Origin of the sequence: Thauera butanivorans, from assembly GCF_048398245.1 — a bacterium.
Taxonomy (GTDB): domain Bacteria; phylum Pseudomonadota; class Gammaproteobacteria; order Burkholderiales; family Rhodocyclaceae; genus Thauera; species Thauera butanivorans.
This window is the reverse complement of the sequence record NZ_CP183038.1, coordinates 469,424-489,919: the sequence shown is the minus strand read 5'-3', so window position 1 is coordinate 489,919 and position 20,496 is coordinate 469,424. Positions and strand designations below refer to the sequence as shown.

The following is a 20,496-nucleotide window of genomic DNA, read 5'->3' as shown; positions in this document are numbered from 1 at the left end:
ATCTGCCGGAGCGTGACCCATTCCGCTCCGGCACGCGTTTATAGCAAGGGCGCCAGCCAGCGCGCGGCCTGGTCCACTTCCATGCCGGTGCGGCGCGCCCAGTCTTCCAGCTGGTCGCGGCCGATCTTCGGCACGGCGAAATAATGGCTTTCCGGATGGGAAAAGTAGAAGCCGCTGACCGCCGCCGCCGGCATCATCGCATAGCTTTCGGTGAGTTCCATGCCGGCGCGCTCGCGGGCGCCGAGCAGTTCGAACAACGGCCCCTTCACGGTGTGGTCCGGGCAGGCGGGGTAGCCCGGCGCCGGGCGGATGCCGCTGTAGCGCTCGGCGATCAGCGCCTCGTTGTCGAGCGTTTCGTCGGCGGCATAGCCCCAGCATTCCTTGCGCACGCGCTCGTGCAGCCATTCGGCGCAGGCTTCGGCCAGGCGGTCGGCGAGGCTCTTGAGCATGATGGCGTGGTAGTCGTCGTGCACCGCCTCGAATTCGGCGAGCTTGCCCTCGATGCCGAGGCCGGCGGTGACGGCGAAGGCGCCGATCCAGTCCGGCACGCCGGAATCCTTCGGCGCGATGAAGTCGGACAGGCACCAGTGCGGCTTGCCCGCCGGGCGCTCGTGCTGCTGGCGCAGGCCGTGCCAGACCATCGCCAGCTGGCGGCGGTCCTCGCCGGTGTAGATCTCGACGTCGTCGCCCACCGAGTTGGCCGGGAACAGGCCGAACACGGCCCTGGCCTGCAGCCAGTTCTCATCGACGATCCGCGCCAGCATCGCCTGGCCGTCCTTGAATACGTTGCGCGCGGTTTCGCCGACCACCTCGTCGTCGAGGATCGCCGGAAAACGGCCCGCCAGGTCCCAGGTCTGGAAGAACGGGCCCCAGTCGATGTAATCGACCAGATCGGCCAGTTCGACCTCGATCGCCTGCACGCCGCGCGTGTTGGGCGCCGGTGGGCGATAGTCGGGCGCGATGCGGAAGGCGTTGGCACGGGCGGCGTCCAGGCTCACCAACTGCATGCCCTTCTTGCCGGCATGCAGCGCGCGGATCTTCTCGTAGTCGGCGGCGACTTCGGCCTTGAAGGCATCGCTCTGCCCTTCGGACAGCAGCGCGGTGACCACGCCCACCGCGCGCGAGGCGTCAGGCACATAGACCACCGGCTGGTCGTAGTGCGGCGCGATCTTGATCGCGGTGTGGTTGCGGCTGGTGGTGGCACCGCCGATCAGCAGCGGCACTTCGAAGCCCTGGCGCTTCATCTCGGCGGCGACGTGGGCCATCTCTTCGAGCGAGGGCGTGATCAGGCCGGACAGGCCGATCGCCTGCGCACCGTGCTCCTTCGCCGCTTCGAGGATCTTCGCCGCCGGCACCATGACGCCGAGGTCGATGATCTCGTAGCCGTTGCAGCCCAGCACCACGCCGACGATGTTCTTGCCGATGTCGTGCACGTCGCCCTTCACCGTGGCGATGACGATGCGGCCCTTGCTGGCAGCGCCGGTGCGCAGCTTCTCGGCTTCGATGTAGGGGATCAGGTGGGCCACCGCCTGCTTCATCACCCGCGCCGACTTCACCACCTGGGGCAGGAACATCTTGCCGGCGCCGAACAGGTCGCCGACCACGTTCATGCCCGCCATCAGCGGGCCTTCGATGACCGCCAGCGGCGGCCGGCCTTCGGCTTCCAGCTTGGCCCGCACCTCCTCGGTGTCGGCGACGACGAACTCGGTGATGCCCTTGACCAGCGCGTGCGACAGGCGCTCTTCCACCGCCCAGGCGCGCCAGGCGAGGTCGGGGCCGGACTCCTTGGCCTGCCCCTTCACCGACTGCGCCATCTCGACCAGCACCTCGCCCGGATTCTGGCCGGACGCGGGCTTGCGGTTCAGCACCACGTCCTCGACCTTCTCGCGCAGCACCGGGTCGAGCTGGTCGTACACGCCGAGCTGGCCGGCGTTGACGATGCCCATCGACAGGCCGGCCTTGATCGCGTGGTACAGGAAGACGGTGTGAATCGCCTCACGCACCGGGTCGTTGCCGCGGAAGCTGAAGGACACGTTCGAGACCCCACCCGAGGTCTTGGCCCAGGGCAGCTTGTGCTTGATCCAGGCCACCGCCTCGATGAAGTCGACCGCGTAGTTGTCGTGCTCCTCGATGCCGGTGGCGATGGCGAAGATGTTGGCGTCGAAGATGATGTCCTCGGGCGGGAAGCCGGCACCGCCCTCGGCCACCGGCTTGGTCAGCAGGTGGTAGGCGCGCGCGCAGATCTCGGTCTTGCGCGCGAAGGTGTCGGCCTGGCCGGCCTCGTCGAAGGCCATCACGATCACCGCCGCGCCGTAGCGGCGCGCCAGGCGCGCCTGGCGCAGGAACTCGGCCTCGCCCTCCTTCATCGAGATCGAGTTGACCACGCCCTTGCCCTGGATGCACTTCAGGCCGGTCTCGATCACCGACCACTTCGACGAGTCGAGCATGATCGGCACGCGCGAGATGTCCGGCTCGGAAGCGATGAGCTTGCAGAAGCGCTCCATCGCCGCGACCGAATCCAGCATCGCCTCGTCCATGTTGATGTCGATGACCTGGGCGCCGTTCTCGACCTGCTGGCGCGCCACCGCCAGCGCGTCGTCGAAGCGGCCTTCGAGGATCATGCGGGCGAAGGCCTTGGAGCCGGTGACGTTGGTGCGCTCGCCGACGTTGACGAACAGGCTGTCGTCGCCGACGTTGAAGGGCTCCAGGCCGGACAGGCGCAGCTTCTTCTCGACCTCGGGCACCTTGCGCGGCGGGAATTCCGCCACCACCCGGGCGATCTCGGCGATGTGCGCCGGCGTGGTGCCGCAACAGCCGCCGACGATGTTCAGCAGCCCGGCTTCGGCCCACTGGCGGATTTCGCCGGCGAGGTGCTCGGGCGTCTCGTCGTAGCCGGTCGGCGACAGCGGATTGGGCAGGCCGGCATTGGGGTGGGCCGACACATGGGTGTCGCAGACGTTGGACAGGTCCTCGACGTACTGGCGCAGCTGGTCGGCGCCGAGCGCGCAGTTGAGGCCGAAGCTGATCGGCTGCGCATGATTCAGCGAGTTCCAGAAGGCCTCGGCGGTCTGGCCCGACAGCGTGCGGCCGGAGGCGTCGGTGATGGTGCCCGAGATCATTACCGGCACGCGCTGGCCACCGCTTTTTTCGATCTCGTCGAACAGCTTTTCGACGGCGAACACCGCCGCCTTGGCATTGAGCGTATCGAACACCGTCTCGATCAGCAGGATGTCGGCGCCGCCTTCCAGCAGCCCCCTGGCCGAATCGTAGTAGTCGTCGGCGAGCGCGTCGAAGCTGATGTTGCGGAAGCCCGGATCGTTGACGTCGGGCGAGATCGACAGCGTGCGCGAGGTCGGCCCGATCACGCCTGCACAGAAGCGCGGCTTGGCCGGGTTGCGCGCGGTGTATTCGTCGCACAGCCGGCGCACCAGGCGCGCGCCTTCGACGTTGAGCTCCCAGGCGAGCGCTTCGAGGCCGTATTCGGCCTGCGACACGCGGGTGGCGTTGAAGGTGTTGGTCTCGATGATGTCGGCGCCGGCATCGAGATAGGCGCGATGGATGCCGCCGACCACGTCCGGCCGCGTCAGCACCAGCAGGTCGTTGTTGCCCTTGAGGTCGCGCGGGTGGTCGAGGAAGCGCTGGCCGCGGTAGTCCGCCTCGCCCAGCGTGTGCTGCTGGATCATCGTGCCCATGGCGCCATCCAGGATCAGGATGCGCTCGGCGAGCAGCTGGCGGAGTTCGGTCGTGCGGTCGGCTTGCATCGGGTATCACCTCGGTCGTTCGACGATCGCCGGGTGACGCCTGGTACGAAAGCAGACGGCGCCACAAACCGGCAGAAGGTTTGTGAGCGCCGTTGATCGGTTGCCGAGCCTAGCCCTCGCAGAATCAGGCGGGGTCGCAGCGCTCCTCGGCAGGAGAGCGATTGTATCGGCTCACGCCAGGGCTTGCCAATAGCGGCCTGACGCGGCCTGGGTCAAGACACAGCCCAGCCTGGCACGGCCCGGCTACCACCAGTAAGGGTGAAAGGGATGAGGCGCGAAAAACGGATGGCGGTAATAGGGGTAGCCGTAATACGGCCGGCCGTGGCCCCAATAGCCGTTGACCACCCATCCGTCACGCGGATACACATAGGTCTGGCTGGTGCGCGCCACCTTGCCGTCGATGAAATGCACGTTGAAGCGCGTGGCGACGCCCGGACCATTGTTGCGGATGTTCCAGTCCCACACCTCCTCGCCCGACAGCTTGAAGACCTGCACCGAGCGATGCTGGCCGAGCATGCGCTCGACTTCCTCCTGCGTCATGCCCTTCTGCACCCGCACCAGGTTCTCGCTTTCGAGCGCATCCCACTGCCGCAGCACCATGCCGCCCTGGTCGACCTGCACCATCAGGCAGGTATGGCCGTAGGGCTGGGTGGCGTATTCCAGCGTGGTCGTGCCGTCCTCGTTCTGCCAGCGCCGGCTCGGCTCGCCCTTGGCGGCCAGTGCCTCGGCCTCGGTGGTGAAGGGACGGGGCGGCTCGAAAGTCGCGCAACCGGCAAGCTGCAGCGCCCCTGCAAGCATCAGCAGCAACCCCATCCCGCGCAGCCAGCGCATCGGGAACGGGGTCGCACTCCGGGTAGCGGTCTGGCTCATGACAGCCTCCATTCAGCGTCGATATTGCGTGTAGCGGCCCGTGCCGGTCACCCTGCCGTCGGTATTGAAGGACACGGTGAAGAACACCGGATCGCTCGTGCCATCGGGACCGTTGGAAATCTTCCATTCCCACACGGTTTCCCGTTTCAGGCGGAAGAACTGGCTGCGCGCCGGCTTGCCCAGCAGGCGGCGCACTTCGTCGCCGCTCATGCCGTTGACCACGCGGGCGAAGTTCTGTTCGTTGAGCACCTGCTCGACGCTGCGCAGTATTTCGTCCGGGCCGATCGTGATCATGAAGCACTCGGTGCCTTCGGGCTGGCGGGTGAACTCCCAGGTCACCGAGCCATCGGCGTTGCGCCACTCCATCTGCGGCGGGCCGAAACGTTCGCGCACCTCCGCCGCCGTCGATTCCCCCGGCTTGAGCTCGCGCAGATTGAAGTAATCGCAGGCAGTGATGCCGATTGCCGACAGCACGGCGCACAGCCAGGCAAGCAAGCGTTTCATGTCATCGATTCCTCGAGGGTTTGCCCGGCCTTCCGGCGACGGGCCACTGGGCTAGAATCTGCCATCCACCATGGATTTGCAACGCCCTTGCAGTGACTCTTTGCAAACTATGCACCTTCCGGAGACGCACATGAAGAAGACCCTGCTCGCACTTGCCCTGGTCGGCGCCGGCTTTGCCGCCCAGGCCCAGACCGTCGTCAAGATCGGCCACGCCGGCCCGCTGACCGGCCCGATCGCCCACTTCGGCAAGGACGGCGAGAACGGCGCCCGCCTCGCGCTCGAAGACGCCAACGCCAAGGGCCTGGTCATCGGCGGCCAGACCGTCAAGTTCGAACTCCTCAGCGAAGACGACCAGGGCGACCCGCGCACCGCCACCACCGCGGCGCAGCGCCTGACCGACGCCGGCGTCAGGGGCGTGGTCGGCCACACCACCTCGGGCGCCTCGATTCCCGCCTCGCGCGTGTATGAGCAGGCCGGCGTGCCGGTGATCACGCCGTCGTCGACCAGCCCGAAGCTGACCCAGCAGAACTACAAGACCACCTACCGCGTCATCGCCAACGACCTGCAGCAGGGCGAAGCCATGGCCAGGTACGCGATCGAGACGCTGAAGGTGAAGAAATTTGCCGTCATCGACGACCGCACCGCCTACGGCCAGGGCCTCGCCGACTCCTTCGCCGACAGCATCAAGAAGCTGGGCGGCGAAATCGTCGGCCGCGAGTTCACCAACGACAAGGCCACCGACTTCACCGCCATCCTCACCAAGATCAAGGCCCGCACGCCCGACGCCATCTTCTATGGCGGCATGGACTCGCAAGGCGCGCCGATGCTGCGCCAGCTGCGCCAGCTCGGCATCCCCGCCACCTTCCTCGGCGGCGACGGCAACTGCACCAGCGAAATGCTCAAGCTCGCCGGCGACGCGATGAACGAAAAGGTCTTCTGCACCCAGGCCGGCATCCCGCTGACGCAGATGCCCAGCGGCGAAGAGTTCCTGTCCCGCTTCAGGCAGCGCTTCAACGCCGACGTGCTGGTCTACGCCCCCTACGCCTACGACGCCGCCACCGCGCTGATCGAAGGCATGAAGGCCGCCGACTCGACCGACCCGGCGAAATACCTGCCCGCCATGCAGAAGGTCGACTTCCAGGGCGTCACCGGCCACATCGCCTTCGACGCCAAGGGCGACATCAAGGAAGGCGGCGTCAGCCTGTACAACTACGCCAACGGCAAATGGGAGCCGGTGCAGTAAGCGGCACCATCATGAAAACCGGCGGGGGCGTGGATTCACGCCCCCGCCGCCGTTTACAGCCCTCTCAAGCGCCCCGGGCAGGCATCTTCACGATGCTTGCCAAATGTCAAGATCGTCAAGCAGTTTCCAGGCTAGGGTGTGATCGGATTCTCATCACAACACCGATACGGGAGCGAGACATGACAAACCGCGACATCTCCTTCATCGTCAAGGACCAGAACCCCCTGATGCTGCGCCCGACCGACACCGTGCAGACGGCCTGTCAACGCATGTGCGAGCGCAACGTGGGCGCAGTGCTGGTCACCGACGCGAACGCCCGGCTGGAAGGCATCTTCACCGGCCGCGACGCGGTGCAGGCAATCGCCCGCGGCGGCAATCCAGCCGATGTGCCATTAGCCGAAGTCATGACCGCCAAGCCGGATACCATCGCCCTGGATCTCAAGGCGATCGATGCGCTGCACATGATGTGCGACGGCGGCTACCGCCACCTGCCGGTCACCGCGGACGGCAAGGTCGTCGGCATCGTGTCGCGCAGCGACTTCAAGGGGCTGGAACTCGACCAGTTCGAGGACCAGCAGAGCTTGTGGGAGTGCATTTGCTGAGGGGGCATAAGCGGGGCAGCGGTGGTGCGCGCTGCTCCGCGCCCATCAAATGCTGGGCACTTCCACACTCAGCACTTACGGGATGTCTGCAATACGCATGTTTGCCAGAACTGCCTCGTACAACTCTTTGGAAACATCCCCTGCAAGCATATAGACAGTATCGTCATCATCCATGACGAAATAGATGCGCTGAGCGCCACCCGGAAGAGAAGACTTGATCCAATAGGAGTGAATGGCGCCTTTTGAGGTCTTGATATAGCCGTCAGCCACATCAATACTCTCTATACGCCGCAATGCCGCCAGCGCTTCATTTCCAGCAGGAAGCCGGCCAAGTGCATCAAAGAGCTCTTCATTGCTTCCAATATCCAGCCCCTTCAACAAGCCTGCACTCTCATACATTCCCATCAGCCTATCCCGGCTTACGGACAGGAAATGAACGGCTTGTTTCCCATCCTTTTCCTGAAAAATATGCAATATAGAATCACCATGGCCCGTAACAAGGACCTTTCCAGCAACAGACAAAGGAATACGCATCTCCAACCGACCGAATTGCACACAAATGCAATCCTGACAACCCCCAATATCCGGCCATGGCTTCTCAACCATGGATATGCCATTCTCTGCCAAGCACGGATTGAACAGAGCAATCGACAAGAAAATACCAAACACCCATCTCACTCGACGCATCACCCCCATGTCGGAAGCCTCCTGGAGGTCAGCCCTATTGATGCCATCTCAAGCTCTCTACCTCACTTATAGATAACACCGCGTACACACGAAAACGATAACTGACCTCGATAATGATTGAACATCCCCCTACCCATTTGCATTGCAAGCCACGAAATAGATGCTTTCCCACCAGATGGCCTTGGCACCCACCCTATGGCTTTAGAGCACTCCCTTGCTTCCCCAAGGGACTTCCCGTCAACTGTTTTCTGCAGACAGCAGCCGTTGATCATGCACGCATCTTCTTCTCCTGCTGATCACGCCTGGGCGTGACCGCTTCTGGACTGCCGACATCGCGATGGACAAGGACAGAACAGACTGCCTTTCCCCAATCGGCCTTGTTCGGCACGCACGTGCCGGGGCCATGCGACTAACCGCTCCGGCTGGCCTCAATCATTCATCGGCGCGGCCGGGGCGCGGGGATCAGCCGCGACACCCTTCATGGTCGGCCATCAGGTTAGCCAGGCTCTCAGCCGGTCGGTCTGACCTGTTTTGCCTATCGCTCGTGCGCAGTCATTTTCCGTATCGATTCCTGGTGATTCCGTCAGGCCGCCGCTTGCTCGGCCACTTCACCCCACTGGCGCCACGCCTCGGGGTTGTACGCTTCGCCCTTGGCCAGCACCGCCCACAACTGACGCGCGTGCTTGTTGGCGATCGCCACCAGCGTCTTGTGGTAGCCCACTCGAGCGTTCAGGCTCACGATCCACTGCTGCAGCCGGGTGAGCGTGTCAGGCGCGGTACGGGCCTTGCGCAAGGTGGCCGCGAGCACGCTCCTTGCGCCTTGCACCAGCAAGGTTCGCAGATAATCGTCACCGCGTCGGGTGATGCGCCCGAGCTTCGGCTTGCCGCCGCTGGAATACTGGCTCGGTGTGAGCCCCAGCCAGGCGGCGAACTGGCGGCCGTTGTGGAACTGGGTGGCGTCACCAACGCTGGCGCTCACCGCATCGGCGGTGAGCAGGCCAACACCGGGCAGCTCACGCGCACGGCGGGCAGCCGCATCGTTGGCGTGCTGGGCGGCAATCTGCCGGTCGCACTCGGCGATCCGAAGGTCGAGCGCGTCCAGTTGGTCACGCACGTTCTGGATCAGGAGGCGAATCGGGGCGGGTTGTGCGGTGTCGAATTCGTGCTCGGCGAGCCAGCGCCGCAAACGGGTCGCACCCGTTTCGACCACCATGCCGAACTCGGCCAACAGTCCGCGAATCCGGTTCAGCAATGCGGTCCGCTCCTCGATCCAACCCAGGCGCAGGCTGTGCCAGGCCAGCCGCTGCTGCTGGGCTTCGGTCTTGACCGGAATGAAGCGCATGCCTGGCGCGTGCAGCGCGGCCACGATCGCTGCTGCGTCGGCGCGGTCGTTCTTGACCGCCTGGCGTTTGCGATAAGCCCGCACGAACTCGGCCGCCATCAGGCGCGGCTCCAGCCCCAGGGCGGCCATCGTGCGTCCCCAGCAATGCGCCCCGCCGCACGCTTCCATCGCCACCACAGTGCCCTGCGGCAAGGTTGCCAGCCAGGCCAGGAAGCCGGCGCGGTTGAACTCGCGCGTCTCGACCACGCGCCCCGCACCATCAGCCACGCAGGCCACAAACACGTTCTTTGCCAGATCCACCCCGATCGTCGTAGCATTCATTTGGACTTCCCCTTTCACCGACTCAGATTGAACTTCTGCAATTCAATCTTGGCACTTCGATGCCGGGCCGAACAGGCCAACGGCGGATGTGGGAAGTCCCTTTGTAGTCATTCAGCATCACACCAAAAACCTCTGCTACCCGCTCATTCACCTCGCCATTCCAACGCAACGAGACATTTGCGAATCCATAAAAAGACTCGATCATTTCTTTGACTGCTAGTTTTTCTGCTTCCAGCGCCATCACCCATCCTTCGCGATATTCATACACCCAAACGTATCAGCCATGAGCTTGATACTCGGCGGGCTCTAGACTGAAGTGCAACACCCTTATTTTGATAGGGTGTGCGCATGGTAAGAATCTACAAGCATCTGAGCATGGAAGAGCGTAACGTAATCCATCGGTGTCGTAATGAAGGATTGAGCAGCACGAGTAGGATGGGTAGAGCGTAGCGAAACCCATCACCCCTGCTCCCCGCAAATGATGGGTTTCGCCTGCGGCTCTACCCATCCTACCCTGGCTGCGCCTGATCGCCACCCTCGGCCGCTTCCTGGCGCGCAAGGGCGACGGCGAGCCGGGCGTGAAAACCATCTGGCCGGGTTTGCAGCGCGTCATGGATGCCGCCACCACCATGCAGGCGCTACGCGATGAGGCTGCGTGAGTTGTGTATGACGAGATGACCTCAACCCTCACCCTCTGCACCTCATCAATACCCCCTATTCCCGATCAGGCTTATCCATAGCCTGGCACGAATTGTGCGTCGCACCACCCGTATCCGATGCATGAATGGGCCTGTGGGGCTCGCGCTTTGTTCTTTCTGCACAGGGCGCTGGCATTTACTGCGGCGCCGCAGCATCACAAAACAGCCCTGCACCCCACAATGGGGCATATCCGCGCCCCGTTTTTGTGCAGAATACGCAAACTTTTGCCACATGGCGGACGTGCGCAGCAGTGGCAGGGGGACAGGGGCCGGGCAGGATCTGGCCTCGACGAGGGGAGACAAGGCCTCGCGGATGCATCGGACAACACCATCAGTCATCACTTGGGCTCGCAGGAGATCAAACATGAAGAAAACCATCGTCGCACTCGCAGTCATGAGCATTGGCCTGGGCGCTGCCCATGCGCAGCAGGTCGTCAAGCTCGGCAATGCCGCGCCGCTGACGGGCACCATCTCGCACCTGGGCAAGGATCTGGAGAACGGCACCCGGATGGCGATCGAAACGGTCAATGCCCAGGGCGGCGCCGACATCGGCGGGCAGAAGGTCAAGTTCGAGCTGGTCGGCGAGGATGACCAGGCCGACCCGCGCACCGGCACCACGGTAGCCCAGCGTCTGGTCGATGCGGGCGTGAAGGGGGTGATCGGCCATCTGAACTCCGGTACCTCGATTCCGGCCTCGCGCATCTACGACCAGGGCGGTGTGCCGCAGGTGTCGCCGGCTTCGACCAACCCGAAGCTGACGCTGCAGAACTACAAGGGCGTGTTCCGCACCATCGCCAACGACGTGCAGCAGGGCGGCGCGCTGGGCGACTTCGCGGTAAAGACCCTGGGCGCGGCCAAGGTGGCGATCATCGACGACCGCACCGCCTACGGCCAGGGCCTGGCGGACGAGACCGACAAGGCGGTGAAGGCGGCCGGTGCCCAAGTGGTGGCACGTGAGTTCACCACCGACAAGGCGACCGAGTTCAACGCCATCCTGACCAAGATCCGCGCCGCCAACCCGGACGTGATCTTCTTCGGCGGCATGGATGCCCAAGCCGGGCCGATGCTGCGCCAGATCAAGCAGCTCGGCATCAACGCCAAGTTCATGACCGGCGACGGCGGCTGCAGCCCCGAGATGATCAAGCTGGCGGGCGACGGAATCAGCGCCAACGCCTATTGCTCGATGGCCGGCCTGCCGATCGAGAAGATGCCGGGCGGCGCCAAGTTCCGCGAGGACTACAAGAAGCGTTTCGGCGGCGACGTGCAGGTCTATGCGCCCTACGCCTACGATGCGGCGATGGCGATCATCAAGGCGATGGAACGCGCAGGCTCGGTCGAGCCCGCCAAGTACCTGCCCGAGCTGAAGGTCACCAACTTCGACGGCGTGACCGGCAACGTCTCCTTCGACGAGCACGGCGACCTGAAGGAAGGCGCGGTCACCGTCTATCAGTTCAAGGACGGTAGCTGGGTCGCGCTCTGAGCGCCAGCCTGCCCCCGCGCGCAGCCGTGCGGGGGCGGGACCATTCAATCCTTCCCGCGAGCGCTATCCGTCGACAATGGAAACCCTCATCCAGCAACTGATCAACGGCCTGGTGATCGGCAGCGTCTACGCGCTGATTGCCCTCGGCTACACGATGGTCTACGGCATCCTCGGCCTCATCAACTTCGCCCACGGCGACGTGCTGATGGTCGGTGCGCTGACCGCTCTGCAGACCATGATGTTCCTGATGGGCGTCGCGCCCGGCATGTCGCCGATCTACATGCTGACCATCGCCTTGATGGTGGCGATACCGGTCTGCATGACCCTGGGTTTCCTGATGGAGCGGCTCGCCTACCGGCGCCTGCGCAACGCCCCGCGGCTGGCGCCGCTGATCACCGCGATCGGCATGTCCTTCCTGCTGCAGACGATCGCGATGATCATCTGGGGCCGCAACTACCACACCTTCCCTCAGCTCATCTCGACCACGCCTCTGCAGCCGATCGAGGGCGTGTTCATCACCCCGGTGCAGATCATCATCATCGTCGCTTCGGCCGCGATCATGATCGGGCTGTCGCTGCTGGTGACCCGCACCCGCATCGGCCGCGCCATGCGCGCCACCGCCGAGAATCACCGCGTCGCCAGCCTGATGGGGGTCGACACGAACGCCATCATCGCCTTCACCTTCGTCGTCGGCGCGGCGCTGGCCGCCGTGGCCGGGGTGATGTACGCCAGCAACTACGGCATCGCCCACTACGGCATGGGCTTCATGCCCGGCCTCAAGGCCTTCACCGCCGCGGTGCTGGGCGGCATCGGCAACCTGGGCGGCGCGATGCTCGGCGGCATCATGCTGGGCCTGGTCGAATCCTTCGGCGCGGGCTACATCGAGCACCTCACCTTCGGTTTCCTGAACTCGTCCTACCAGGACATCTTCGCCTTCATCATCCTGGGTCTGGTGCTGATCTTCAAGCCCACCGGCCTGCTCGGCGAACGCGTGTCGGACCGTGCATAAGGGAAGCCCACGACCATGAACGAACTCGTTTCCGCCGTACCCTGGCTGGGCAAGCGCAACCCGATGGCGGCGCGCTGGCTCATCATCATCCTCGCCCTGGCGGCGCCGATCATCGCCTGGCAGTTCGGCCGCAGCTGGGTGCGCATCCTCGACTTCGCGCTGCTGTACATGATGCTGGCGCTGGGCCTGAACCTGGTGGTGGGCTTCGCCGGGCTGCTCGACCTGGGCTACATCGCCTTTTACGCGGTGGGCGCCTACACCTTCGCCTTCCTCGCCTCGCCGCACTTCGACGTGCACCTGCCGTTCTGGATCGTTCTGCCACTGGGCGCGGCCTTCGCCGCACTGGCGGGCATCATGCTGGGCTTCCCGGTACTCCGATTACGAGGAGACTATTTAGCGATCGTGACATTGGGCTTCGGCGAGATCATCCGCATCTTCATGCTCAATCTGAACTATCCGATCAACATCACCAACGGGCCGCAGGGCATCAACATGCTCGACCCGATCAACCTGTTCGGCTGGGATCTGTCACGCAACCTGCAGGTCACCGAAACCTTCTCGATCAATTCGCTGTTCCTGTACTACTACTTCTTCCTGCTGTGCGTGGCCGGCTCGATCGTGTTCATCCAGCGCCTGCAGATCTCGCGCGTCGGCCGCGCCTGGGCGGCGATGCGCGACGACGAACTGGCGGCCAAGGCGATCGGCATCAACACCCGCAACATGAAGCTGCTGGCGTTCTCGCTCGGCGCCACCTTCGGCGGCGTCGCGGGCGCGCTGTTCGGCGCCTTCCAGGGCTTCGTCAGCCCCGAGAGCTTCAGCCTGATGGAGTCCATCGCGGTGCTGACGATGGTGGTGTTCGGCGGCATGGGCAACATCGCCGGCGCCATCGTCGGCGCCTTCGTGCTGGCGATGCTGCCCGAGATCCTGCGCGACATCGCCATTCCGCTGCAGCAGACGCTGTTCGGCACCGTGATCCTCGACCCCGAGGTGCTGCGCATGCTGCTGCTGTCGCTGGCGATGATCCTGATGATGCTGCTGCGCCCCACCGGCATGATTCCGGCCCGCGCGCGCTACGCCCACGCCGAGAACATGAAGCGGGAGGGCGCGCAGTGATCACCCTGCTCGAAGCCCGCAGCATCGGCAAGCGTTTCGGCGGCCTGCAGGCGCTGACCGACGTGTCGCTGACGATCAACAAGGGCGAGGTCTACGGCCTGATCGGCCCCAACGGCGCCGGCAAGACCACCTTCTTCAACGTGCTGACCGGCGCCTACACGCCGGACGGCGGCGAGTTCGTCTTCAACGGCAGCGAACTGCCGGTCGGCAAGCCCCACAGGATCGTCGGCCGCGGCATCGCCCGCACCTTCCAGAACATCCGCCTGTTCCGCGACCTGACCGCGCTCGAGAACGTCATGGCCGGCCATCACGTCCGCACCAAGGCGGGCGTGTGGGGCATCCTGACGCAGAACCGCCGCACCCGCGAGGAAGAGCGCCTGACCACGCAGCGCGCCTACGAACTGCTCGACTACGTCGGCATCGGCCGCTTCGCCGAGGTGGTGTCGAAGAACCTGTCCTACGGCGACCAGCGCCGGCTGGAAATCGCCCGCGCGCTGGCCACCGAGCCGCAACTGCTGGCGCTGGACGAGCCCGCCGCCGGCATGAACGCCACCGAAACCGCCCAGCTCAAGCTGCTGATCGAGCAGATCCGCCACGACGGCGTCACCGTGATGCTGATCGAGCACGACGTGAAGCTGGTGATGGGCCTGTGCGACCGCGTCGCGGTGCTGGACTTCGGCAAGAAGATCGCCGAGGACGTCCCCTTCGAGGTGCAGAAGAACGAAGCGGTCATCGCCGCCTACCTGGGCGGAGGCAAGCATGCACACTAACCCCACGTCCCCGCTGCTGCAGTTGCAGAACCTGCAGATTGCCTACGGCGGCATCCAGGCCGTGAAAGGCATCGACCTCGACCTGTGGGCCGGCGAGCTCGTCTGCCTGATCGGCGCCAACGGTGCCGGCAAGACCACCACGCTCAACGCCATCGCCGGCGTGCTGCCGATCGCGGGCGGCAGCATCCTGTACCAGGGCGACAAGCTCAACGCCGTGCCGGCCCACCGGCGCCTGCGCCGCGGCGTCGCGCTGGTACCGGAAGGCCGCGGCATCTTCACCCGCCTGACGGTGGAAGAGAACCTGCGCATGGGCGCCTACACGCGCAAGGACAAGGCCGGCATCGAAGCCGACCTGGAGCGCGTCTACGCCATGCTGCCGCGCGTCAAGGAGCGCCTGCACCAGGTCGCCGGCACGCTGTCGGGCGGCGAGCAGCAGATGGTCGCGATCGGCCGCGCGCTGCTGTCGCGCCCCAGGCTGCTGCTGCTGGACGAACCTTCGATGGGCCTGGCGCCGCTGGTGGTGGAGAAGATCTTCGAGGTCGTGCAGTCGGTCGCCCGCGACGGCGTCACCATCCTGCTGGTCGAGCAGAACGCCAACCTGGCGCTGGAATTCGCCCAGCGTGGCTACGTGATGGAGTCGGGCAAGGTCACCCTCACCGGCTCCGGCAGCGAACTGCTGGCCGACCCGAAGGTGCGCGAAGCCTATCTGGGCGAGATCGCCTGAGGCCAGGGGCGTCCATGGCGGGGCGCCGCTGCGCCGGGTGCCGCTGACCGGGCGCCCCTGGTCGGAAGCCCCCTTCGCGGACCTCCCCCCCTTCAGTCATGCAGCTTTCATGCGGCCTGTCCGGGGCGCTTCCGCCGTTCGTACATTCGTTGTTCAGAATATAATCCCGCACTTCAGGAGAACGACGCATGAAGCAGATCACCCCCAAAGAAGCGCATGCCTTCCTGCAGGCGAACCCGGAAGCGCTACTGATCGACGTGCGCAGCGAAATCGAATACCTGTTCGTCGGGCATCCGGTCGGCGCGATCCACGTATCGTGGAACGACGGCCCCGAATGGGAGGTGAATCCGCACTTCGTCGGCGACGTACGCAAGCTGGCCGGCAACGGCGGCGGCCGCCCGATCCTGCTGATCTGCCGTTCCGGCAATCGCTCGGAGGTGGCGGCCCAGGCCTTGCTCGAGGCCGGTTTCGAAGACGTCTACAACGTGCAGCACGGCTTCGAAGGCGAGCTCAACGAACACCACCACCGCAATTCGGTGAGCGGCTGGCGCTTCGACGGCCTGCCGTGGGAGCAGTGCTGAGGCGCGGGCCGATCCGCGCTCAGCGCCCGTCCAGACTGCGGCGATACTGGATCGCCTCGGCCATCTGCGCCGCGCCGGGCTGTGCGGCGCCTGCCATGTCCGCCAGCGTGCGCGCCACGCGCAGGACGCGGTGGTAGGCCCGCGCGGAAAAGTCCAGCCTGTTCATCGCCTGCTTCAGCAAGGCCCCACCGCCCTGGTCCGGCATGCAGAAACGCTCCACGCCGCGGCTGTCGAGGCGGGCATTGACCACGCCCTGGCGCTCGATCTGCACCGCCCTCGCCTGCTCGACCCGCGCCCGCACTTCCGTCGACGATGGCCCGGGCACAGCCGAGGCGAGTTCCTCGTGCTCCAGCACCGGCACTTCCACCACCAGGTCGATGCGGTCGAGCAGCGGCCCCGACAGGCGCCCGCGGTAGCGTGCGATCTGCTCCGGCGTGCATCGGCAGGCCTTGCGCGGATGGCCCAGAAAGCCGCAGGGACAGGGATTCATCGCCGCCACCAGCTGGAAGCGCGCAGGGAACTCCGCCCGCCGCCGCGCCCGCGATACGCTGATGCAGCCGTTCTCCAGCGGCTCTCGCAGGGATTCGAGCACGCGGCGGTCGAACTCGGGCAGTTCGTCCAGGTACAAAACGCCATTGTGGGCGAGGGAAATCTCGCCTGGACGCGGCGTTGCGCCACCACCGACCAGCGCCGCCGCCGAAGCGGAATGATGCGGTGCGCGCATCGGCCGCTGCGCCCAGCGCGCGGCATCGAAGCGGCCCTCCAGCGAACTCACCGCCGCCGTTTCCAGCGCCTCGGCCTCGGACATCGGCGGCAGCAGGCCGGGCAGGCGCTGTGCCAGCATCGACTTGCCGGTGCCCGGCGGCCCGAATAGCAGCAGCGCATGGGCGCCGGCTGCGGCCACCTCCAGCGCGCGGCGCGCCTGCAGCTGGCCGCGCACGTCGGCCAGGTCCGGCCCGCAGGCAGACTGTGACGGCACGCTGCTGCACGGCTGCGGCACCAGCGCGGTATGGCCGTTCAGATGAGCCGCCACCGCGCACAGACTGCCCGCCGGCAGCACCGTCGTCTCCCGGGCCAGCGCCGCTTCCGCCGCGTTGGCCGGCGCCACCACCAGCGCGCGCCCTCCACGGCCGGCCGCCAGCGCAACCGCCAGTACGCCGCGCACCGCGCGCAGCTCGCCGTTCAGCGACAGCTCGCCGCAGAACTCCAGATCGTCGAGCAGCTTGGCGGACACCTGGCCGGAGGCGACGAGGATGCCCACCGCGATCGCCAGGTCGAAGCGGCCGCCTTCCTTGGGCAGATCGGCCGGCGCCAGATTGACGGTGATCCGCCGCTGGGGGAACTCGAACTGCGAAGTCTGCAAGGCGGCGCGCACGCGGTCGCGCGCCTCGCGCACTTCGGTATCGGGCAAGCCGACGAGGCTGAAGGCAGGCAGGCCATTGGCCAGATGCACCTCGACCGTGACCTCGGGTGCATCGAGGCCGTCGAGCGCGCGGCTGCGCACGAGCGCGAGAGACATGCGGTTCTCCGGACTGGACGAACCGCCAGTCTAGCGGGAACGCATCGATGACAAAAGACTAGGCCGGCATCATCCAGAAAATGGCAGCAGGGGGCGACGCTCAGGCCGGCTCGTCGCCCTCGCCGGCGCGCGCACGTTCCAGCTCGGCGACGCGGGCTTCGAGTTCGGCGAGCTTCTGGCGCGCGTGCGCCAGCACTTCGCGCTGGACTTCGAATTCCTCGCGCGTGACCAGATCGAGCTTGCCGAAGGCGCTGCCGAGCATGGCCTTGACGTTCTTTTCGATGTCGCGGGCAGGGCTGTTGGCTGCCAGTTCGGAGAGCTTGGCGCCGATTTCGTCGAGGAAGCGCGGAGTAGACATGAGCGTGTATCGATGGCCGGTGATGGATGGTGAAAGTCTAGCACGCCCGCCCGATCGGCCGCCGGCACACCGCGCCGGCCCAAATGCACCACTTTGGTGCATTACGCACCAAGTTGCGCCCGATTCCTTTGCGCGGCGCAACAAAAACACCCGGTAACACAGCGTCCTCCAGGCTGAAACCCGCGTGAATCCTGGCACTCCGGGGGCTGGCACGAGGCCTGCTAAAGAGTGCTCGTCGGAAATCCAACTTCCTCTGCCAGGAGAAAACCATGCACAAGACGCTTGTCGCCACCGCCTTCATCGCCACGCTTCCATGCGCCGGCATCGCGCATGCCGAGGACAGCCCTTTCTCGGCCAACGTGAGCATCGTCTCGGACTACGCCTACCGCGGCATCAGCCAGACCGACGAGCGCCCGGCGCTGCAGGGCGGCTTCGACTACACGCATCCGAGCGGCTTCTACGCCGGCGTGTGGGCCACCAACGTGTCCTGGATCAACGACGCCGAGGCCAGCAAGTCGTCCGGCAACAGCCTGGAAATCGACTTCTACACCGGCTACGCGGGCGAAGCCGGCCCGATCGGCTACGACGTCGGCCTGCTGCAGTACTACTACCCCGGCAGCTACGGCTCGGTATGGAAAGCGGAAACCGGCATGACCAAGCCGAACACGCTGGAAGGCTACATCGGCCTGTCGTGGGAATTCCTCTCCTTCAAGTATTCCTACGCCTTCACCGACCTGTTCGGCCTGCGCGATTCCGACGGCAGCCAGTACTACGACCTCGGCGCTGAATTCGAGCTCGGCGCCGGCTTCAAGCTCGACCTGCACTACGGCTACAACGACATCAAGGGCGGCGACGACTATGACGACTGGAAACTCGGCGTCACCAAGGAATTCGGCGGCTTCGACTTCGGCCTGCACTACGTCGATTCCGACATCAAGCACTCCGACCTCGCCGACGAGCGCTTCATCTTGTCGGTCAGCAAGTCCTTCTGACCGGCCAGCCCGCAGAACTGGAGAAAACCCATGAAATTCATCGCAGCCATCATCAAGCCCTTCAAGCTCGACGAAGTGCGCGAAGCCCTGTCCGCCATCGGCGTGCAAGGCATCACCGTCACCGAGGTCAAGGGTTTCGGCCGCCAGAAGGGCCACACCGAACTCTATCGCGGCGCCGAATACGTCGTCGATTTCCTGCCCAAGGTCAAGATCGAGGCCGCCGTGGCCGACGACATCCTCGACCAGGCCATCGAGGCCATCGAGAAGTCCGCCGCCACCGGCAAGATCGGCGACGGCAAGATCTTCGTCTTCGATCTGGAGCAGGCCATCCGCATCCGCACCGGCGAAACCGGCCCGGACGCGCTGTAAGGGAGCACACGAAAATGAAAAAACTGTTCGCACTCCTGCCGGCCCTGTCCGCCGCCGGCAGCGCCTTCGCCCAGGACGCCGCCGAAGCGGCCCCGGCACTCAGCGCCGGCGACACCGCCTGGATGCTGACCTCGACGATGCTCGTCATCCTGATGGTCATCCCCGGCCTCGCGCTGTTCTACGGCGGCCTCGGCCGCGCCAAGAACATGCTGTCGGTGCTGATGCAGGTGTTCATGATCTTCTCGACCATCACCATCCTGTGGGCCATCTACGGCTACAGCCTCGCCTTCGGCGGTGAAGGCACTTTCTACGGCGACTTCAGCAAGCTGTTCCTGAGCGGCATCACGCCGGACACCATGTCCTCGGCGCTGAGCACCATTCCGGAATACGTCTTCATCTCCTTCCAATCGACCTTCGCCGCCATCACCTGCGCGCTGATCGTCGGTGCCTTCGCCGAGCGCATCAAGTTCTCGGCGGTAATGATCTTCAGCGTGCTGTGGTTCACCTTCAGCTACATTCCGGTCGCGCACATGGTGTGGGGCGGCGGCCTGCTGGCCCAGGACGGCGCGCTCGACTTCGCCGGCGGCACCGTGGTGCACATCAACGCCGCCGTGGCCGGCCTGGTGGGCGCCTACATGGTGGGAAAGCGCATCGGCTTCGGCCGTGAATCGATGGCGCCGCACAGCCTGACCCTCACCATGGTCGGCGCCTCGCTGCTGTGGGTGGGCTGGTTCGGCTTCAACGCCGGCTCGGCCGGTGCCGCCGACGGCATCGCCGGCCTCGCCTTCATCAACACCATCCTCGCCACCGGCGCCGCGACCGTGTCGTGGATCACCGGCGAGGCGGTGCTGAAAGGCAAGCCCTCGATGCTGGGCGCCGCCTCGGGCGCAGTCGCCGGCCTGGTCGCCGTGACCCCCGCCGCCGGCTTCATCGGCCCAATGGGTTCGATCGTCCTCGGCCTGATCGCCGGCCTGGCCTGCCTGTGGGGCGTGAGCGGCCTGAAGCGCATGCTGCGCGTGGATGACGCCTTCGACGTCTTCGGCGTCCATGGCATCGGCGGCATCGTCGGCGCCATCCTCACCGGCGTGCTGGCGGCCCCCGGCCTGGGCGGCACCGGCGACGCGGACTTCTCGATCGCCTCGCAACTGTGGATCCAGACCTACGGCGTGATCATCACCATCGTCTGGAGCGGTGTCGTCTCGCTGGTCGCCTACAAGCTCATCGACGTGATGGTCGGCCTGCGCGTGTCGGAAGAAGAAGAACGCGAAGGCCTGGACATCAGCGCCCACGGCGAATCCGCCTACCGCATGTAACACCCACCGTCGTCACCTGCGAAGCCGGCCCGCCCCCGGCTTCGATCTCCACCGGCGCCCTGCAAGGGGCGCCGTTTTTCCATGTGCGTACGGTCGGGCAAAGTCTTCGTTGCCGATCACATAAGCCGAAGGCTGGCGGGATACTTGCGGAGCACTGTCGACACCGTCAAACCCGCAAGCTTGCCATGCGCGGAAGACATATCGGAGTCGGGTATCTTCGTGGCAAACATATTCCATGCG

19 protein-coding genes, 1 pseudogene and 1 riboswitch are annotated in these 20,496 nt (G+C 65.3%); of the genes and pseudogenes, 12 read left to right on the top strand and 8 right to left on the bottom strand.

Features of this window, described 5'->3' with window-relative positions; all coding sequences use genetic code 11:
- Positions 1–38 precede the first annotated feature (38 nt).
- The 3 genes from metH to ACNQFN_RS02370 form a co-directional block, all read right to left on the bottom strand.
- The gene (gene metH / locus ACNQFN_RS02380; RefSeq protein ID WP_068639405.1) at positions 39–3,761 is read right to left on the bottom strand and encodes a methionine synthase; all 3,723 of its coding nucleotides are present in this window, start codon (positions 3,759–3,761) and stop codon (positions 39–41) included.
- A 77-nt stretch (positions 3,762–3,838) separates the two neighbouring features.
- A riboswitch (S-adenosyl-L-homocysteine riboswitch) is annotated at positions 3,839–3,915 on the bottom strand.
- Positions 3,916–4,004: 89 nt separating this feature from the next.
- Positions 4,005–4,592 carry a hypothetical protein gene (locus ACNQFN_RS02375; protein ID WP_418648955.1) on the bottom strand — a complete coding sequence of 196 codons (588 nt, stop codon included), beginning with the start codon at positions 4,590–4,592 and terminating at the stop codon, positions 4,005–4,007.
- Between the two features lie 51 nt (positions 4,593–4,643).
- Positions 4,644–5,135 carry a hypothetical protein gene (locus ACNQFN_RS02370; RefSeq protein ID WP_068639407.1) on the bottom strand — a complete coding sequence of 164 codons (492 nt, stop codon included), beginning with the start codon at positions 5,133–5,135 and terminating at the stop codon, positions 4,644–4,646.
- Positions 5,136–5,265: 130 nt separating this feature from the next.
- On the opposite strand from ACNQFN_RS02370, the gene ACNQFN_RS02365 reads away from it, so the two are divergent.
- Both ACNQFN_RS02365 and ACNQFN_RS02360 read left to right on the top strand, forming a co-directional pair.
- Positions 5,266–6,378: a branched-chain amino acid ABC transporter substrate-binding protein gene (locus tag ACNQFN_RS02365; RefSeq protein WP_068639408.1), complete on the top strand. Its 1,113-nt coding sequence runs from the start codon at positions 5,266–5,268 to the stop codon at positions 6,376–6,378.
- A 179-nt stretch (positions 6,379–6,557) separates the two neighbouring features.
- On the top strand, positions 6,558–6,980 hold the full coding sequence (locus ACNQFN_RS02360; protein ID WP_068639409.1) for a cyclic nucleotide-binding/CBS domain-containing protein: 423 nt from the start codon (positions 6,558–6,560) through the stop codon (positions 6,978–6,980).
- Positions 6,981–7,055: 75 nt separating this feature from the next.
- Here the strand turns inward: ACNQFN_RS02360 and ACNQFN_RS02355 are convergent, their stop codons facing one another.
- The 3 genes from ACNQFN_RS02355 to ACNQFN_RS02345 form a co-directional block, all read right to left on the bottom strand.
- The gene (locus tag ACNQFN_RS02355) at positions 7,056–7,676 is read right to left on the bottom strand and encodes a hypothetical protein (protein ID WP_068639410.1); all 621 of its coding nucleotides are present in this window, start codon (positions 7,674–7,676) and stop codon (positions 7,056–7,058) included.
- A 574-nt stretch (positions 7,677–8,250) separates the two neighbouring features.
- Positions 8,251–9,330 carry an IS110 family transposase gene (locus tag ACNQFN_RS02350; RefSeq protein ID WP_068639414.1) on the bottom strand — a complete coding sequence of 360 codons (1,080 nt, stop codon included), beginning with the start codon at positions 9,328–9,330 and terminating at the stop codon, positions 8,251–8,253.
- Between the two features lie 22 nt (positions 9,331–9,352).
- Complete coding sequence (locus ACNQFN_RS02345; RefSeq protein ID WP_418647825.1) at positions 9,353–9,571, bottom strand: hypothetical protein; 219 nt, start codon at positions 9,569–9,571, stop codon at positions 9,353–9,355.
- 277 nt (positions 9,572–9,848) lie between these two features.
- On the opposite strand from ACNQFN_RS02345, the pseudogene ACNQFN_RS02340 reads away from it, so the two are divergent.
- The 7 genes and pseudogenes from ACNQFN_RS02340 to ACNQFN_RS02310 form a co-directional block, all read left to right on the top strand.
- Positions 9,849–9,989, top strand: a pseudogene (locus ACNQFN_RS02340) (IS4 family transposase); the annotation flags it as partial.
- Positions 9,990–10,392: 403 nt separating this feature from the next.
- Positions 10,393–11,508: a branched-chain amino acid ABC transporter substrate-binding protein gene (locus ACNQFN_RS02335; protein ID WP_068639065.1), complete on the top strand. Its 1,116-nt coding sequence runs from the start codon at positions 10,393–10,395 to the stop codon at positions 11,506–11,508.
- Positions 11,509–11,584: 76 nt separating this feature from the next.
- A complete protein-coding gene (locus ACNQFN_RS02330) occupies positions 11,585–12,517 on the top strand; it encodes a branched-chain amino acid ABC transporter permease (protein WP_068639067.1) in 933 nt (310 codons plus the stop codon).
- 15 nt (positions 12,518–12,532) lie between these two features.
- Positions 12,533–13,630, top strand: a complete 1,098-nt coding sequence (locus tag ACNQFN_RS02325; RefSeq protein ID WP_068639069.1) for an ABC transporter permease subunit — start codon at positions 12,533–12,535, stop codon at positions 13,628–13,630.
- On the top strand, positions 13,627–14,400 hold the full coding sequence (locus ACNQFN_RS02320) for an ABC transporter ATP-binding protein (protein ID WP_068639071.1): 774 nt from the start codon (positions 13,627–13,629) through the stop codon (positions 14,398–14,400). The genes ACNQFN_RS02325 and ACNQFN_RS02320 overlap by 4 nt, the downstream gene beginning before the upstream one ends.
- A complete protein-coding gene (locus tag ACNQFN_RS02315; RefSeq protein WP_068639073.1) occupies positions 14,390–15,124 on the top strand; it encodes an ABC transporter ATP-binding protein in 735 nt (244 codons plus the stop codon). Before ACNQFN_RS02320 ends, ACNQFN_RS02315 begins: the two co-directional genes overlap by 11 nt.
- A gap of 188 nt (positions 15,125–15,312) precedes the next feature.
- The gene (locus tag ACNQFN_RS02310; RefSeq protein ID WP_068639075.1) at positions 15,313–15,705 is read left to right on the top strand and encodes a rhodanese-like domain-containing protein; all 393 of its coding nucleotides are present in this window, start codon (positions 15,313–15,315) and stop codon (positions 15,703–15,705) included.
- A 19-nt stretch (positions 15,706–15,724) separates the two neighbouring features.
- Here ACNQFN_RS02310 and ACNQFN_RS02305 read toward each other — a convergent pair whose 3' ends face one another.
- Both ACNQFN_RS02305 and ACNQFN_RS02300 read right to left on the bottom strand, forming a co-directional pair.
- Positions 15,725–17,224 carry a YifB family Mg chelatase-like AAA ATPase gene (locus tag ACNQFN_RS02305; protein ID WP_418647824.1) on the bottom strand — a complete coding sequence of 500 codons (1,500 nt, stop codon included), beginning with the start codon at positions 17,222–17,224 and terminating at the stop codon, positions 15,725–15,727.
- A 100-nt stretch (positions 17,225–17,324) separates the two neighbouring features.
- Entirely contained in the window at positions 17,325–17,582 is a 258-nt protein-coding gene (locus ACNQFN_RS02300; protein ID WP_068639079.1) for an accessory factor UbiK family protein, read from the bottom strand.
- Positions 17,583–17,851: 269 nt separating this feature from the next.
- Here ACNQFN_RS02300 and ACNQFN_RS02295 point away from each other — a divergent pair, with 269 nt between their 5' ends.
- The 3 genes from ACNQFN_RS02295 to ACNQFN_RS02285 are packed head-to-tail and all read left to right on the top strand — an operon-like array spanning position 17,852 to position 20,256.
- A complete protein-coding gene (locus tag ACNQFN_RS02295; RefSeq protein WP_068639081.1) occupies positions 17,852–18,574 on the top strand; it encodes a TorF family putative porin in 723 nt (240 codons plus the stop codon).
- A 30-nt stretch (positions 18,575–18,604) separates the two neighbouring features.
- Positions 18,605–18,943, top strand: a complete 339-nt coding sequence (glnK, locus tag ACNQFN_RS02290) for a P-II family nitrogen regulator (RefSeq protein ID WP_068639083.1) — start codon at positions 18,605–18,607, stop codon at positions 18,941–18,943.
- A 14-nt stretch (positions 18,944–18,957) separates the two neighbouring features.
- Positions 18,958–20,256 (top strand): ammonium transporter, encoded by a 1,299-nt coding sequence (locus tag ACNQFN_RS02285; RefSeq protein WP_088178904.1) that lies wholly within the window; start codon positions 18,958–18,960, stop codon positions 20,254–20,256.
- Positions 20,257–20,496: the final 240 nt, after the last annotated feature.